At 39.4% G+C, this 16,391-nt stretch carries 13 protein-coding genes; 9 read left to right on the top strand and 4 right to left on the bottom strand.

Features of this window, described 5'->3' with window-relative positions; genetic code table 11:
* A complete protein-coding gene (locus MTF66_RS25375) occupies positions 1 to 2,157 on the top strand; it encodes a response regulator (protein WP_138623632.1) in 2,157 nt (718 codons plus the stop codon).
* A gap of 122 nt (positions 2,158 to 2,279) precedes the next feature.
* Here MTF66_RS25375 and MTF66_RS25370 read toward each other — a convergent pair whose 3' ends face one another.
* Positions 2,280 to 3,704, bottom strand: coding sequence for a mannose-1-phosphate guanylyltransferase/mannose-6-phosphate isomerase (locus MTF66_RS25370; RefSeq protein WP_138623628.1), 1,425 nt, complete (start codon positions 3,702 to 3,704; stop codon positions 2,280 to 2,282).
* Between the two features lie 58 nt (positions 3,705 to 3,762).
* Positions 3,763 to 4,536: an amidohydrolase gene (locus MTF66_RS25365; protein WP_055012302.1), complete on the bottom strand. Its 774-nt coding sequence runs from the start codon at positions 4,534 to 4,536 to the stop codon at positions 3,763 to 3,765.
* A gap of 138 nt (positions 4,537 to 4,674) precedes the next feature.
* On the opposite strand from MTF66_RS25365, the gene MTF66_RS25360 reads away from it, so the two are divergent.
* Entirely contained in the window at positions 4,675 to 6,912 is a 2,238-nt protein-coding gene (locus MTF66_RS25360; protein ID WP_138623626.1) for a winged helix-turn-helix domain-containing protein, read from the top strand.
* Positions 6,913 to 7,130: 218 nt separating this feature from the next.
* Here the strand turns inward: MTF66_RS25360 and MTF66_RS25355 are convergent, their stop codons facing one another.
* Both MTF66_RS25355 and MTF66_RS25350 read right to left on the bottom strand, forming a co-directional pair.
* On the bottom strand, positions 7,131 to 8,612 hold the full coding sequence (locus tag MTF66_RS25355; protein WP_109875743.1) for an FMN-binding glutamate synthase family protein: 1,482 nt from the start codon (positions 8,610 to 8,612) through the stop codon (positions 7,131 to 7,133).
* A 77-nt stretch (positions 8,613 to 8,689) separates the two neighbouring features.
* On the bottom strand, positions 8,690 to 10,468 hold the full coding sequence (locus MTF66_RS25350; protein WP_138623624.1) for a DUF885 family protein: 1,779 nt from the start codon (positions 10,466 to 10,468) through the stop codon (positions 8,690 to 8,692).
* A 342-nt stretch (positions 10,469 to 10,810) separates the two neighbouring features.
* On the opposite strand from MTF66_RS25350, the gene MTF66_RS25345 reads away from it, so the two are divergent.
* From MTF66_RS25345 to tatC, 7 genes are all read left to right on the top strand, one after another.
* On the top strand, positions 10,811 to 11,770 hold the full coding sequence (locus MTF66_RS25345) for a diguanylate cyclase domain-containing protein (protein ID WP_138623630.1): 960 nt from the start codon (positions 10,811 to 10,813) through the stop codon (positions 11,768 to 11,770).
* Between the two features lie 108 nt (positions 11,771 to 11,878).
* A complete protein-coding gene (ubiE, locus tag MTF66_RS25340) occupies positions 11,879 to 12,634 on the top strand; it encodes a bifunctional demethylmenaquinone methyltransferase/2-methoxy-6-polyprenyl-1,4-benzoquinol methylase UbiE (protein WP_138623622.1) in 756 nt (251 codons plus the stop codon).
* Positions 12,635 to 12,646: 12 nt separating this feature from the next.
* Positions 12,647 to 13,306, top strand: a complete 660-nt coding sequence (locus MTF66_RS25335) for an SCP2 domain-containing protein (protein WP_075170760.1) — start codon at positions 12,647 to 12,649, stop codon at positions 13,304 to 13,306.
* 17 nt (positions 13,307 to 13,323) lie between these two features.
* Positions 13,324 to 14,925, top strand: coding sequence for a ubiquinone biosynthesis regulatory protein kinase UbiB (ubiB, locus tag MTF66_RS25330; protein WP_138623620.1), 1,602 nt, complete (start codon positions 13,324 to 13,326; stop codon positions 14,923 to 14,925).
* Between the two features lie 79 nt (positions 14,926 to 15,004).
* Positions 15,005 to 15,265 carry a Sec-independent protein translocase subunit TatA gene (gene tatA, locus MTF66_RS25325; RefSeq protein WP_008108546.1) on the top strand — a complete coding sequence of 87 codons (261 nt, stop codon included), beginning with the start codon at positions 15,005 to 15,007 and terminating at the stop codon, positions 15,263 to 15,265.
* 5 nt (positions 15,266 to 15,270) lie between these two features.
* Positions 15,271 to 15,603, top strand: coding sequence for a Sec-independent protein translocase protein TatB (gene tatB / locus MTF66_RS25320; protein WP_008108547.1), 333 nt, complete (start codon positions 15,271 to 15,273; stop codon positions 15,601 to 15,603).
* 47 nt (positions 15,604 to 15,650) lie between these two features.
* Positions 15,651 to 16,391: a twin-arginine translocase subunit TatC gene (tatC, locus tag MTF66_RS25315; RefSeq protein ID WP_008108549.1), complete on the top strand. Its 741-nt coding sequence runs from the start codon at positions 15,651 to 15,653 to the stop codon at positions 16,389 to 16,391.

The raw sequence follows: 16,391 nt of genomic DNA, 5'->3' as shown, positions 1-16,391 counted from the left end.
ATGCTCGACTCATTTACGCTTTATTTTGCCAGTATCGCTGTCATGACAGTGATGACGTTACTAAATTTTTTAACTTGGCGTACTAACAAGCATATCCCCGGCACGTTACTTTATATCTCCTACCCTTTACTACTATTAGCCGCCATTGTGGGCTTTGCGCTCATAGGGAAAATCCCTGAAAAGCTTGCCATTACCTTTGCTAATAGCATGATGTTTTTAGCGTCCATTGTGCATTGCTTATCGCTGAGTCAGTTTTTAAATTATCGTGGTCGTGGTTTTAAATTTGTTTGCCTATTTACCGCTGCCAGCGCTTTATTGCTTGTTTACTTCACTTTTTTTCAGCCATCTATGCGCTCACGGGTTTATATTTCTGACTTTCAACATATTGTAGAAGCCGCTTTTTTACTATTTGTTTTTTTTAAATATGCGCGAAAACCTTATCCTAATGCCAGTATTGTTTACATTATTATTTTAACCTTGGTTGCAGCCAGTTTTATCACTCGAACTATTTTTATGGATCGCGTTGCACAACAAGATGCCATATTAAACCCATGGTTTGACTCACTATTATTTTTGAACAGTGTGATTGCCCCTATGTTTTATGCAGCCGGTATGGCGCTATTGTGTAATGAACGCAGAGAATTAAGGCTTAATAAACTTACCGAAAAAGCACACAAAGACTTAGAGATTCGCGGGCTCTTTTTATCAACTATAAGCCATGAAATACGCACCCCATTAAACGGCATTTTAGGCAGCGCACAACTGGTGTTAAACCAAACGAGCGACAGCCGCAATAAAGCTTATTGCGAAGCCATTATCAACTCAGCTGAGTCACTCAACTTACTAGTAGATAAAGTGCTGGAATACGCAAGCTTAGATCAGCATGACGAAGCCTTGTACGAAGAAGACATAGAGTTCAAAACTTGGCTACAAAACTTATGCCTGCTGTTAAGTCCTCTGGCCGAACAAAAACAGCTTAAATTTGAGCTTGCCTGTAACATCCCTGATAAAGCCTGTTATTACTGCGACCAACAAAAGCTCAGACAAATCATTATTAATCTTGTTGGTAATGCGATTAAATTTACCGACACCGGCACAGTAAAAGTACAGATTGATTTAATTAATGAAACTCAGCTCGATCATACTCTTAAAGTAAGTGTACTCGATTCAGGTCCGGGTATTGAAAAAGATGAAATTGATTACTTAACTGAGCCCTACATTCAAAGCAGCGCCGGTAAGGAAAAAGGCGGAACGGGGCTTGGTCTGGCTATAACTAGTCGCCTTCTCGATAAAATAAATAGCCAACTAGAAATCACCAGTGAGCTGGGAGTAGGTAGCGTATTTAGCTTTAACATGACACTAGCCATAGGTGAACTTAGCCTTGTAGAGCAGCGCCATCAAAGTAAGGATTATTTAACCGGACTTGATGTGTTACTTGTTGAAGATTTAGATTTAAACCAAAAAATAGCTGTTGAATTTATGGCTGACGACGAGCATAAAATTAAGCTCGCTAAAGATGGCAAAAGTGCGATTGAGTTGATGAAAAAATATCACTTTGATGTGGTGTTACTTGATATGAACTTACCCGACTTAACAGGGCAGCAAGTGCTAAAAAAACTCAAACGAGTGGAGCATAAAAATCAGCGAACTCCAGTGCTGGCCTTTACCGCCAGTTTGAGCCCTGATGAAATAAAAGAATACTTAGCACTGGGTATTAAAGACATTGTTGGCAAGCCATTAAAGCAAGAAAAACTACGCCAAGCATTGAGTGATTCACAGTCAACACAAACCGCTAGCATTGCCGTCGAGCTGGTTGATACGTTATACGATGAAACTGCCACAGAAACCCTAACAAGCTCTTTTAGTATTGATGAAGTATCTTCTATTTATAATGAGTTTATCCTATCTGCGCGTAACAAACTGAGCCGTTGCCAAGCTTTATTAGAGCAAGACCCCGAGCAATGCATTAAGTTATTACATCGCCAAGCCAGCACCGCAATGCAACTTGGCTTTAATAGCTATGGACTGGCTCTTAAAAAAATTGAGCGACGCCTGCTAGATAAAAAACCATTAAATAACTCGTTAAATGAAGCCAGCACACTGTGGCAACACAGTTTAGAGGCGTATTTAAAGTATGTACGCCAAGGGCTAGGGTAATACGGTTACGGGCTTCGGGCTTCGGGCTTCGGGCTTCGGGCTTCGGGCTTCGGGCTTCGGGCTTCGGGCTACCAAGTTTTACGACCGTAACAAATGATCAAGTATATTCACTATTTATACTGTTATTTTCTACCGTATATATCGTCAAATCGCTCTATGTCACTTTCATCCAATGTGGCACCCGTTTGCACTTCAATAACAATTAACGGCTCGGGCTGATTATTCGCTAAGCTGTGCAGTTGCTTTGCACCAATATAACAAGATTGGTCATGGGTCAGTGTTAAGCTTTGTTGGTCAATACATATATCTGCAGTGCCTGATACGACCACCCAATGCTCAGCACGATGCTGATGACGCTGGGTTGAGAGTTTTGCACCACTTTTTACGGTAATTTTTTTAACTTTAAAGCCGATACTTTCTACTAGCGTACGATAATGTCCCCAAGGGCGGTAAACCACCTGATGATGTGCCAGTTTGTCATTTTGCGTAATTGCCAATTGTTTAAGTATTAAAGGCAAGCCTTCAAGCGAATCTTGTTTTGCAACCAAGGTAGCATCATGAGTATGAACAATCGCTAAATCGCTCACACCTAAAGTGGCAATTGTGTGTCCATCTTCGCTAATAACTAGGTTATTAATACTGTTTTGTGCAATATGTTGCTGATTTTGACTATTGCCCTGCGAATCTTTTTCTGCAAGCGCAGCCAGTGCAGAAAAACTGCCCACATCGCTCCACTTTAACGCCACAGGCATTACCACTACATTATTGCTGCGCTCTAAAATAGCGTAGTCAATTGAGTCACTTGGGCAAGATTCAAGTGCATGGGCATTTGCTCTGGTAAACGCTAAGTCTTGTTTAAAATCAGTAGCACTGGCAACACTTTTAGCAATTTTGGGGGCAAAGCGCTCAAGCTCTTGCAGATAAGCAGCGGGAGTAAATAAAAACATACCACTGTTCCAACTATAACCGCCCTCAGCCAAATAAGTTAATGCAGTTGCTAAATCAGGTTTTTCTTTAAACTGGTCAACTTCAAAGCAACAGGTATCTTTAATGGCTGCGCCCTGTTTTATATAACCATAACCTGTGTGTGGCTCTGTTGGTGTGATTGAAAATGTAACTAATTTACCTTGCTCAGCAAGTTTAATCGCATCAGATAAGTGAGCCGTTAACGCGGTAAAATCTGCAATATGATGATCGGCAGGCATCACCAACAAAGGGCCCGTAATATTATTTTTTAAAGCATGGTGCGCGGCAAGGGCGATGGCTGGTGCGGTATTTTTGCCTTCTGGCTCAAGTACTATGGCATAGGGTTTTGCAAATGCTGCCTGCTCTGCTGTAATAAATCGATGCTGTTCATTACAGACCAAAATAGCGGGATTAAAGCCATCAGTTGCAACCCGTGATAATGTGCTTTGTAATAACGACTGCTGGTTATTATCATCAAGCAAAGATAAAAACTGCTTTGGCATTGCTTGGCGCGATAGCGGCCAAAGCCGTGTACCAATGCCGCCAGCTAAAATTACCGGTGTAATAAGGGTTGTATTCATAAAGCCGCCAATAAAAATATCAGCGGTTATTTTAGCACTTTATCGGCTAGGCGCTAATTTATACCAATGTAAAAGCATCTGCATCTAAATGTGCCGGGAATTTAGCTCTAAACTCATTGAGCGGCGCTTTATTTAACGTGATTGTTAATAGTGCTTGCTGGTCGTCATGCGCTTTAATCAGTGGCTCACCTTTAAAGTCATACACTGCGGTTCCACCGCTGTGGTCAATACCATTACCATCTTCGCCAACCCGATTTACGCCAATCACGTAGCATAGGTTTTCCATTGCTCGCGCCATTAATAAGGTATCCCACACACTACGCCTTGCAGCTGGCCAGTTGGCAATATTTATCATCACGTCGTAGTCATTGTTATTGCGCTGAAACACCGGAAAACGTAAATCGTAGCAAACTTGTGGTAAAATTTTAAACCCTTTGAGTTCAAACACTTCACGGGTTTGTCCTGCTACTACAAATTCGCCCTCGTTACCCAAACAAAATAAGTGGCGCTTATCGTAATAACGTACCTCACCACTTGGTTGTACCCAATAAAACCGGTTGGCCTTTTTGTCTCCTTGGATTACCAATACTGAGCCAGCAATCACTGCATTATGTTTTTTAGCTTGTGTTTTAAGCCAACTAAGCACTGAGCCATTTTCAGGTTCGCCACAATCAAGGTTAACCGCAAATCCAGTGGCAAAGGTTTCGGGCAATACAATTAAATCAGGTTGATTGGTGATATTAGCAAGCTGTTTTTCAAACATAGCTAAGTTAGCATCTTTATCAAGCCAGTGTAGCGAACTTTGTAGTAATACTAACGTTAAATTTAACATGGTGATAGAAGACCTTTATTGCATATATTGATAACAACTAATTATAGTTTACATACAGTAAACAAAAATACCCTAATAACAAACAACATCTGTTATCATTCCATGGTGATAAAAGTGTAAATAATTAAAGGATTAGGCATGAGGTTAGCTCGTTTTCTCACTAAAGGAAATATTGTCGTAATTGGTGAGTGGCAACTTAACATTGATCTTCAAACTATTAGCGACGGCGATAATAGCAGAGAGTTAGAGCCTTTATTATTCAAATTATTATGCTATTTTATTGAGCATAATGGGCGGATAATTCCTCGTCAAGAACTCGCTGAAAAGATTTGGCTACAAAGCTATGTAGATGATAATGCGATAAATCGAGCTATTTCAGAGTTAAGAAAAGCTCTCAAATCAGCAAAACAGCCAGGCCAAAGCATTAAAACCCATTACCGTACTGGCTACAGCTTATTCATTCCGATAACAATGCCAGAAGCGTCTCCAATAATAGCTTCTACAGAATCTGTTGAAACTATTCAAAACGTAGTCTCGGTTCAAAAAAGCACTACTACCTCTAATAATACCTATTTCACAATTGAGCGCTCGCGAAAGCTCATTCTACCTTTACTTAGTTTTATTTTATTACTTGGAGCATTCGTGGCTGTTACAATGACATCCACCGATCAAAAACAAAAAAAACAGCAAACACATTCAGCGCCAACGCCTAAAGAGCTAAAGCTCTCTGCACAAACAATATCTTGGCACAAAGGTACGCATTACAATCTCAAACTGTCCCCACATAAAGATAAGCTTGCTTTTTTAGTTGATACTATGGACAAGAATACCAAAACCACACTTTACATAATTAATTTAGAAACGGGAAAAGAGCTATTGATCGACTCAGGCTACCTTGTGGTTAATGGCTGGTCTCATGACAGTGAAAGACTATTTTATACCCAATGTAAAAACTCTACCAAGGCAGAATGTGAGATAATTCAAGCAAGCGATTTATTGAGTGCGCAGCCCAAACTTCAACATCTAGATAACCCACTTTTAGATTCAAATTTAAAATATATATATGATTACACTGAAATAGACAACACAGCCATATTTTCACGTAATAATTATCGTAATATTGCTCATTTAACAGCCTTGTATTCATTAGATTTAGATACTAAAGAAGAAATTCGAATTACCAACCCCAATATTAATGGTACCGGAGATTTATTATTAGCCGTCATACCAAATCCAAACCGAATTATATATGAGCGCCATCAAATTACCCACTCTGAAATATATATGTCTAACTTAGATGGTAGCTCTCCTATGAAGCTCTTCGATCAGCCATATAGAACATGGGTTATAACTTATGATAGAAAAAATAATGAACTACTATGGTATAACCGCCATAAAAGCTCGATAGAATCATATTCTTTAGATGAAATGCAGATGTTGCCAGCTATACATGCCCCCATAGCAAGATCTAACTACGCTTTTTCACTAAGCAAAAATAGTATTTTAAGTAGTACAGATCTGCATGATCATGATTTATTAATTTTGGATTTAGATAAAAATACTCAAGCAGAAATTGCTAATCCAGCTAAAAATGAATCGAATGGCTTCAAATTAGAAAAGCAAAAAACTTACTTTCAAGTAAAAAACTTTCATGGGGTTAGCCATTGGCTAAAACATAATAGTCAATACAAAGACATTACCTCTATTATTGGTAAAAATAATAAGGTAATGGATGCTGATTTAAGCCAGAGTGCATTACTGGCATACAATAAAGAAAAATTATTACTAACACTTTTAAACACAAATGACTTTTCTGTCATCGAGCAATGGCCAGCTAGAGGAAATGTAATAACTGCAAAAATTAACGGCAAATACATCGCCCTATTAAGCACAGACAAGCAGATGAATAGCACATTGAATATTTACGACCGTCAACAATCTACATGGGATAAAGTTGATATCTTAACGCCATTTTCATTTGACTGGATCAATAGCACTGAACTCATTGCAAACAATAAAACCCAGCAACTCATCCAATATGACGTGGTAAGCCACCAATTTAAAAAGCTATCTCTATCGAAAGAGCTACAAAAAATAAAACAATCATTACAGCAACTCAACTACGATAGCGGATTTTTATACTTTACTACCGAAACTGATATTTACAGAGCACCTCTCGATAAGCTTACAAAGGTTGAAACTGTATTTAGCCTCTCGAATAAAGGAATGAGCTTTATACTTGGTAGTAACATTCAAGATAACACTCTTCATCTCTCAGTTTTAAGAGCACGAAATAAAAACTACATTGAGCTTTATACTGACGCCACAAAAAATATGCATACAACCGAACGGCCTGTGTCTTTTTTTAGTCTCTAATTTAAAGTGTTTAGCATTCTGCCATTGCCTATATAAATAATGGCAGAACACAAGCAACCTCTTCATACCTTGAACTTGCTACTGCGGTAACTTTAACTCTCCCGAAAGAAAGCGAGGAGCATTTAAAATGAGCCTAATAGTCTGAAGCCTCATAAGCCTCTTTTTGCAAGTAGCACAACTATATTAAAACTATAGCTTACTAAAATATCTATTACGACTTATTTATGATTTTCGTAAATTTTATCTAGCGGCTCAGAAAGGCCGCTTTCTTGTACTATACGTACATGTTTGCGTTTTAATTCGCGAGCACTGGTAACGCCACAAGAATGTGCAATAAGCCCCGCACCGTAATGAATATATTTATTATAATTTGCAACCCGCTGCGCTTTATCTTCAACATTCAAACCACGTTGTAAACGTTCATTATGCGTAGTAATTCCTGTTGGGCAGGTATCTTTATTACATTGCATAGCCTGAATGCAGCCTAGTGCAAACATATGCCCTCGCGCAGAAACCACAAAGTCGGCTCCTAGTGCTAATGCCCATGCAACTTTGGAAGGAACAATTAACTTACCCGAAACAATAATTTTAACTCGCTCTCTAAGACCATGTTTCTTTAATAGCTGTATAACTAAAGGAAGGCTTTCTTTAAGCGGTAACCCCACAGAATCTAATAAAGATTGTGGTGCTGCGCCGGTACCGCCATCCGCACTATCAATAGTAATAAAGTCGGGTGCGGACTCAATGCCACGATGATTAATCTCGGCGAATAAACTTTCTAACCAAGTATGTTCACCAATAACCGCTTTAAAGCCTGTCGGTTTACCCGTTGCAGTTCTGATGGTGGTAAGCATGTCTAGAATATCGTTTGGATTTTTTATTTCTGGGTGCCCGTTTGGACTAATCGAATCCTGCCCTTCGGGTATACCTCTTATTTTGGCAATTTCAGCATTCACTTTTCGCCCAGGTAACATGCCGCCTTTTCCGGGCTTAGCACCTTGGCTCATTTTCAGTTCAAACATTTTAACCGCTGGATGTGCAGCAACGGCTTTTAGCTTTTCTGTACTTAAATTTCCCTGCTCGTCGCGTACACCGTATTTTGCGGTGCCAATTTGAAATACAATATCGGCACCTCCTTCTAAGTGATATGGGCTAAGGCCGCCTTCTCCCGTGTTCATCCAACATCCTGCTAATTTTGCCCCTTTGGATAGTGCACGCACAGCAGGGCTTGATAGCGCACCAAAGCTCATGCCCGATATATTAAATAGCGAATTTGTGGTGTAAGGAAATTTACAGTAAGGGCCAAGAGTTACGTTGCTCGGCGCTAAGGCTTCTTCATCTAAGGTAGGAAACGCACAGTTCATAAACATGACTGTGCCTGTGGCCTCTAAACTTTGAGTTGAACCAAAAGCGGCCGTGTGATCAACATCTTTAGCCGCGCGGTAGACCCAACTACGCTCGGCACGATTAAAGGGCATTTCTTCACGATCGAGGGCAAAAAAATACTGTCTGAAAAACTCACCTTGGCGCTCAAAGAAATAACGAAAACGTCCAATCACGGGATAATTACGCCTAATAGCATGCTTTGTTTGCGTAACATCTCGAATATAAAAAATAGCAATTAATACAACCAGCAATCCCAATGCAACAATAAATAGGCTGGCAAACACATCGATACTGAACATTATAAACTGACTCATTACTTATCCTTAAATGCTAAAAAAGCGTGATGCCATCAAATAACACCACACTTTTATAGTTTCAAAATAATGCGCTTTTAGCTATCTGTTTTTGCTAATTCCACTTGTATATACAAACGTATTTGTTGCTCAAGCACCGACAAAGGTACTGAGCCATGGCGTAATATTTGATGATGAAACTCACGAATATCAAATTGTTGACCTAATGCTTGCTCAGCCTCTGCGCGCAGACGTTTAATTGTTAACTCACCAATTTTGTAAGACAGCGCTTGTGCTGGCCACGAAATATAACGGTCGGTTTCCGTTTTTACATTATGTAATGAAAGTGCCGTATTATCAGCCATAAAATTCATTGCACGCTCTCGACTCCAGCCATACATATGCATCCCCGTATCAACCACTAAACGTGCAGCACGCCACATTTCGTAGGTTAAACGACCAAAGTTGCTATATGGGTCTTGATAAAAGCCAGCCTCAACCCCTAAGTACTCTGAATATAATCCCCAGCCTTCACCAAATGCTGATAAATAGGCATCTCGGCGATAGCTAGGTAAGCTTTCAAGCTCTGCATTGAGTGATATTTGTAAATGATGGCCCGGTACGGCTTCGTGCAGCGTTAACGCTTCTAAAGCATAGAGTGGTCGTTTATCTAAAGCGTACGTGTTCACCCAATAAAAACCGGCTTGATCATCACGGCTCGAACCTGAATAGCGCCCAGTAGTGTACTTAGGTGCAATATTGGCAGGCACCGGCGCTACGCCATAGGGTTTGCGTGGTAAGGTATGAAATAATTTAGGTAACTGTGCATCCATTTTTTTGGCAATGTACGCGGCCTCTTTTAATAATTGTTCAGGCGTTGTGGCGTAAAACTGCGGATCAGTACGTAAAAAGTGGATAAATTCTGCAAACGTGCCCTTAAAACCCACCTCTTTGATGACCGCTTCCATTTCACTGCGAATACGCGCCACCTCAGCTAAACCCAGCTCATGGATTTCTTTTGGGGTCATTTGTGTCGTGGTGTAATACTTAGCACGATTTGCATAAAAGGCTTCGCCATTAGGAGTTGACGAAATACCAATATCACTGCGCGCGCCAGGTAAGTATTCAGTATTAAAAAAAGTTAAGTAATCTTTATAGGCTTTAATAACTTGGCCACTGATAGTGGCTTTAGCCTGTTGTTGTAACGCTATAAATTCACTATCACTTAAACCCGCGGTATTGTTTAAAAACGGCTTGTAAAATTCAGACTGTGTTACATCATCAACAATATAGGCAGTAATAGAATCTTGGTAGCCAATTAATACCGCTTTGGGTTGAGTTAAACCAACTTCTAATCCTTTACGCATCCAGCCTATGTTTTGCTCAAAAAAGCGCGGCACTTGTTGTAATCGCTTTAAGTAGTTTTGATAATCTTGAGCGGTTTTATAATCAGAGCTATTAACAATAAACGATAAGCTTGAATGAAAGCCATATTCTGACGTTAAAGGCATGTAGTGAGCGTTAAATACATATTCATCAATAGTATTTTGTACTTGCGCTCGAATAATACTGTAGTTAATTTGGTTTTCGTCACTCAGCTTGCTCATATCTATTGCATCTAAATCAGCCAATAACTGCGTGTTTTTTTGATACTGCTGGGCTAAAAAGTCAGCCGATAAGTTAGGAAGTAAATAGCCATCAACACCCTCAGGGTTACTGTACGGACTTACCTTTTGGCGGTACTGGACGATATTTTCGGCCGTTTGCGTAAATTGCTGATCGGCGTTAATTGTGGTGAGCTGACACGCGCTTAATGAGCACACTAAGGTGACACTTAATAAGGAAAGGCGCATTTTTTTCGAAAGAGATAAATTCATAGTTATTGAGCTTAATGACGTTACAGATGTGATAAACCTATCTTAGGCTGAATAAATAGCAAATAGATATACGACCAACTGCGAAAAATATACGCCAGCAGTCATTTTATTAACTTAAGTTAATACTTAACTATAAATAAAATTAGAGTAATTGCTCAAAAAAGCAACGGTTATTGAATTTATAGCGTCATTTTAATCAACTACGACTCATTTTACTTTTAAATCACAGATATAATGATTATTGTATCTGCGCTTGGAAGCAAATTGCCTCATTGGACGAGTTTTATAAATCAGCATTTATGCGTATTTGGTTGGTAATTGCAAATGATGTTCCATGACTCCATGGCTATAGCACAAGAAAAAATGACAAAAGTATGTATGTTTTTAGAGCATCATGTTTTGCCTCCTACTCCCTTAAATTTTCAAGTTGTGTATACATACATTAGTAAAATCCATTTTGCGCTTAACAATGCTATTGATGATGCCATAGATGCAAATCAAAATATTGATGAGCTATTTATTGAGCAACTCTATTTTGAATATTTAAATCAGGGTCATAAAACCGAAGTAGCAATGATTGAAAACGTCAATGGCGTGATCAATTCACTATCGCGAAATGCACAGCAAACCGAAAAAAAACTTAACGATTTTGCAGGCCATGTTAATGACTGCTTGCATTCTTTAGATGAAAATAATATTGCTAACAGCCGCCTCGCTTTAGAAAGGTTAAATGAGCAAACACAGTTACTTCTCTCACAACAAGCACAATTTAAACAAGAACTTAGCCAGGCAAAAAAACTACACGAAGCCACTAAAAAACAACTTAATACCTTGCGCAAACAACATGTGATTGACCCACAAACAGGCTTATACAAACGCCATTATTTAACTAAGCAAACACAATTATGGCTAAAACAAGACAAGTCAATTTCAGCAATTGCCATTCAAATTGATAATTTAGAGCATTTTATTAATAACTTTGGTGATGCCATTGGAGAAGTGATTTTAAATAAAGTAGCTAAGCAAGTTCAAAAGTATGTTTCACAAAGTGGCTTAGCCGGGCGCTCTGCAAAAGACCAATTTATTGTTCTACTTGCTAACATTGAGCCAGAAACTGCTAAGCTGATTGCAGAAAAAGTAATAACTGGAGTTGAAAAACTACGCTTTATAAGTTCAAAAAGCGATCTAAAACTCCCTCCCATTTCTCTCTCATTAGGGATTACGGAACAACAACAAGGCGACTTTAACCAACTAGTTAAAAGTGCCTCAAGCGCGGCGTTTAAATCACGCGCATCTCAATAACCCAGTACACTGTTCAAACAATAAAATTAACTGATAAATCATATTCAAATTGCACCCTTGGTGCACAATCAAGTACACTAGTCTTTATTACCACGATAGAGATTAATCATGAACGAGAACCCTGAAAAGACCACGCATTTTGGCTATAAAACTGTTGCCGAAACCGAAAAAGCTTCTATGGTTGCTGATGTATTTCATTCTGTTGCGACAAAGTACGATGTTATGAATGATCTCATGTCTTTTGGTATTCATCGTTTATGGAAACGTCAAACAATTGCCAGCTCAGGTATTCGTAAAGGTCATCATGTATTAGATTTAGCCGGCGGTACTGGCGATTTAACTGCAAAGTTTAGCCAGCTTGTTGGCGAAACCGGTCAGGTTGTTTTAGGTGATATAAACTCTTCAATGTTAAAAGTAGGCCGCGAAAAGCTGCATAACTTAGGCCTTGTAGGCAACATTGATTACGTACAAATGAATGCCGAAGCCTTACCTTTCCCTGATAATAGTTTTGATTTAATTACGATTGCTTTTGGCTTACGTAATGTCACCGAACAAAATAAAGCATTGCGCTCTATGTACCGCATTTTAAAGCCAGGTGGTCGTTTACTCATTCTTGAGTTTTCAAAACCAGAGCAAGAGCTTCTCAGCAAGGCGTATGACTTTTACTCTTTCAACATTTTACCTACTATGGGTAAACTAGTTGCTAACGACAGTGAATCATACCAATACTTAGCAGAGTCAATTCGTATGCATCCAGATCAAGAAACCCTTAAAGCGATGATGGTCGAAGCAGGGTTTGAGCAAGCGACTTATCAAAATCTAACTGGTGGCATTGTTGCCCTGCATCGTGGATTTAAATACTAAGGTTCGTAATTTATGGCGCTTGAAGAACACAGTAAAGAACAACTGGCTGCAAGCAGTTTTTTTATGCTACCGAGCTTTGTACTTTCGCTTATTGAGCAAGTATTAAATCAAGCGCTTAAACTCGATCCGAGCTTACTCGATAAACTAAAAACGGTAGAGCATCAGCGCTTATTAGTTGAGGTTAGAGACTGGCAGCAAAAAATAGCCATTACTTATGCCAATCAGCAGCTACATCTTTACACTGCATTCGAACATGCTGACGCTGATTGTATGATCAGCGCCAATATAGATACGTTGTTAGCACTGAAAAACCCAGCCATGCTGACTCAACTTATTCGCCAAGATAAGCTTGATTTACAAGGCGATTTAAATATAGCTCAACACTATAGTTCAGCCTTTTCAAGTGTAGAGATTGATTGGCCAGAGCAACTAGCAAAGCATATTGGCGACGCGCCTGCACAACAACTTTATTTGCACTTGCAGTCGCTTAAGCAGCAGGGTAAAAAAGCAAAGTCTCAGCTCGATAATACTTTTATTAGTGTGTGCCAAGACGAACTGGCAATCACCATTCACCCATTAGAGCTTGAGCAATTTAAACAACAAAATAGAGCACTAAAAGGCCATGTTGCCGCCATTGAGCAACGTATTAACGCCCTAATTAAAGCCCTTTAACGCGCTAAGGATTTTTTGTGTCAACTGCCCGACTGTATTACATAACTAAAACCCTGCTTAGCTTCGGACTTGATGAGCTTGTACCCAAACATAAAGTACCTTGGTTTGCTAAACTTGCTCGTGGCAGTTTGTTTTGGTTGCGCAACCAACACAAAGATAAACCTCCTGGCTTAAGACTTCGTTTAGCACTACAACAACTTGGCCCTGTGTGGATAAAGTTTGGCCAAATGCTTTCAACTCGGCGCGATTTACTGCCTCATGATATCGCCTTGGAATTAGCCTTTTTACAAGATCAGGTAGAACCGTTCGAAGGTGAACTAGCCCAGAGAATCATCGAAAAAGCATTAGAAATAGATGATATTAGCCAGCTATTTAGCGAATTTTCACAAATACCTTTGGCATCGGCCTCAATTGCTCAAGTGCATACTGCTACTCTTGTTGATCCTCAAGGTGAATCGCAAGATGTTGTTATTAAAGTTATTCGCCCTAATATTGAGCAACAAATCAACGCTGACTTAGCACTAATGGAAAAATTGGCTAAGGTTGTCGGTAAGTTAATTAACGAAGCCAAGCGATTACGCCCAGTGGAAGTGGTTAAAGAGTATAAAAAAACATTGCTCGATGAGCTCGACTTAATGCGTGAGGGCGCTAATGGTATTCAATTAAAGCGTAACTTTGAAGGTTCAGAATCGTTATACATTCCAACAGTATATAGTGATTATAGCCGCAGTAATGTACTGGTTATGGAGCGTATTTACGGTATTCCGGTTTCGGACACTGAAGCGTTGATGGCACAAAACACCAACATGAAGTTATTAGCAGAACGCGGAGTAGAAGTGTTTTTTACTCAAGTATTCCGCGACAGTTTTTTTCATGCTGACATGCACCCGGGCAATATTTTTGTGTCACGCGAAAACCCGCATAATCCTAAATATATTGGTATAGATTGCGGTATTGTTGGAACTCTTAACAAAGAAGATAAACGCTATTTAGCTGAAAATTTCATTGCCTTTTTTAACCGCGACTACCGCCAAGTAGCACAGCTACATGTTGATTCAGGCTGGGTACCACCTGATACCAGCATTGAAGAGTTTGAATTTGCTATTCGCACCGTGTGCGAGCCTATTTTTAATAAACCACTAGCTGAAATATCATTTGGTCATGTATTGGTTAACTTATTTAATACCGCACGTCGTTTTAATATGCAGGTTCAACCGCAACTCGTATTATTACAAAAAACCTTGTTGTATGTTGAGGGCTTAGGTCGTCAGCTATACCCACAACTGGACTTGTGGAAAACAGCAAAACCATTTTTAGAAGACTGGGTTAAACAACAAGTGGGCCCGCTGTCTGTGCTAAAGCAAATGTATGCAAACTTACCGTTTTGGGCAGAAAAAATGCCTGAACTACCCGATTTAATTTATCAAAATTTAAAGCGAGCACCACACTCTCACGCACCTAAAATTAAGGTTTCACATAAACCATTGGTTTTAGGACTGTTTAGTAGTGCTGCGATGATTGTCTCAGCTTTATTTTATTTACAACACAACTTAATCGCTGCTGGCGTTGTCTTAAGCTGTGCTGTTATTGGCTTTATAGCGGCTTGGCGCCGCTCATAAACTAAGTGCTATTTGCCACTTTGGGCGTATAATCAGCACTTAACCTTATTATTTTATGGCTTAAAAGCAGGAGAAAACCATGGGTTTTGGTGGTATTAGTATTTGGCAATTATTAATTGTACTTGCAATCATTGTACTTTTATTTGGTACAAAAAAACTACGCGGTATGGGTGGTGATTTAGGTGGCGCAGTTAAAGGCTTTAAAAAAGCTATGTCTGATGACCAAAATGCTGAAAAACAAGCTAGCGAAGATAAAACTGAACAGATCCAAAAATCATCAGAATCAACACCAATCGATTCAAGTACAACTAGCAAAACTAAAGATAACGACAAGGTTTAACTAGCATGGGAATGTGGGAGCTTGTTGTGGTATTTATTGTCGGCTTGGTAGTACTAGGGCCGGAACGCTTACCTGTTGCTATTAGAACCGTAAGCCGCTGGGTTAAAACAGCCAAAGCAATGGCTAACTCAGTAAAAGCTGAAGTGAGTGAAGAGCTTCGTGTAAACGAGCTACATGAAAACCTAAAAAAAGCAGAGCAACAAGGTCTTAAAGATTTAAGCCCTGACCTACAACACTCTGTTTCTGAGCTGCAACAAGCAGCGCAATCAGTTACTCACAGCTATAAAAAAAATCAAAGCCAAGCCACTAATAACCAAGCAACAGATGACTCTAAATAATTATGGCACTCTCTTTTTTCATGCGCTTAATGCAGGTATAGAAAACAATGACTGAAGAAGTAAAATCAGGATTTGTCGCTCATTTAATCGAGTTGCGTGACCGGTTGATAAAATCGCTATTGAGTATTTTAGTGATATTTATTGGTTTGGTTTACTTTGCAAACGATATTTATACGTTTGTAGCTGCTCCTCTAGTCGCTCATTTACCTAGTACTGCCACTATGATAGCAACGGATGTCACTGCGCCATTTTTTGCTCCCTTTAAACTAACGTTGTTTGTTGCTTTATTTGCGGCCATCCCTTGGATTTTACATCAAATTTGGGGATTTATAGCCCCAGGTTTATATCAGCACGAAAAGAAAATGCTGATGCCAATATTAGCTTCCAGTATTTTCTTATTTTATGGTGGCATTGCTTTTTGCTACTTTGTAGTACTGCCAATTATTTTAGGGTTTTTCACCAGTGCAGGTCCTCAAATGATGACCCTAGCCCCAGATATCAGTAGCTATTTAGGCTTTGTTCTTAAGCTATTTTTTGCTTTTGGCATTGCATTTGAAATTCCAGTGGCGATTATGTTGCTCTGTTGGAGCGGTGCAACAACCACACAAAGCCTAAAAGAAAAGCGCCCTTATATAGTGGTCGGCGTATTTGTAGTGGCGATGTTTTTAACGCCACCAGACGTTTTATCACAAACTCTATTAGCACTCCCTATGCTGCTGTTATTTGAGCTTGGCTTAATTTTAGCGAAATTTTATACCGCAAAACCACAACAAGAATCTGAGGAATAA

It is taken from the genome of Pseudoalteromonas sp. 2CM39R (assembly GCF_023161845.1).
This window is presented reverse-complemented; position numbering and strand designations above follow the sequence as displayed.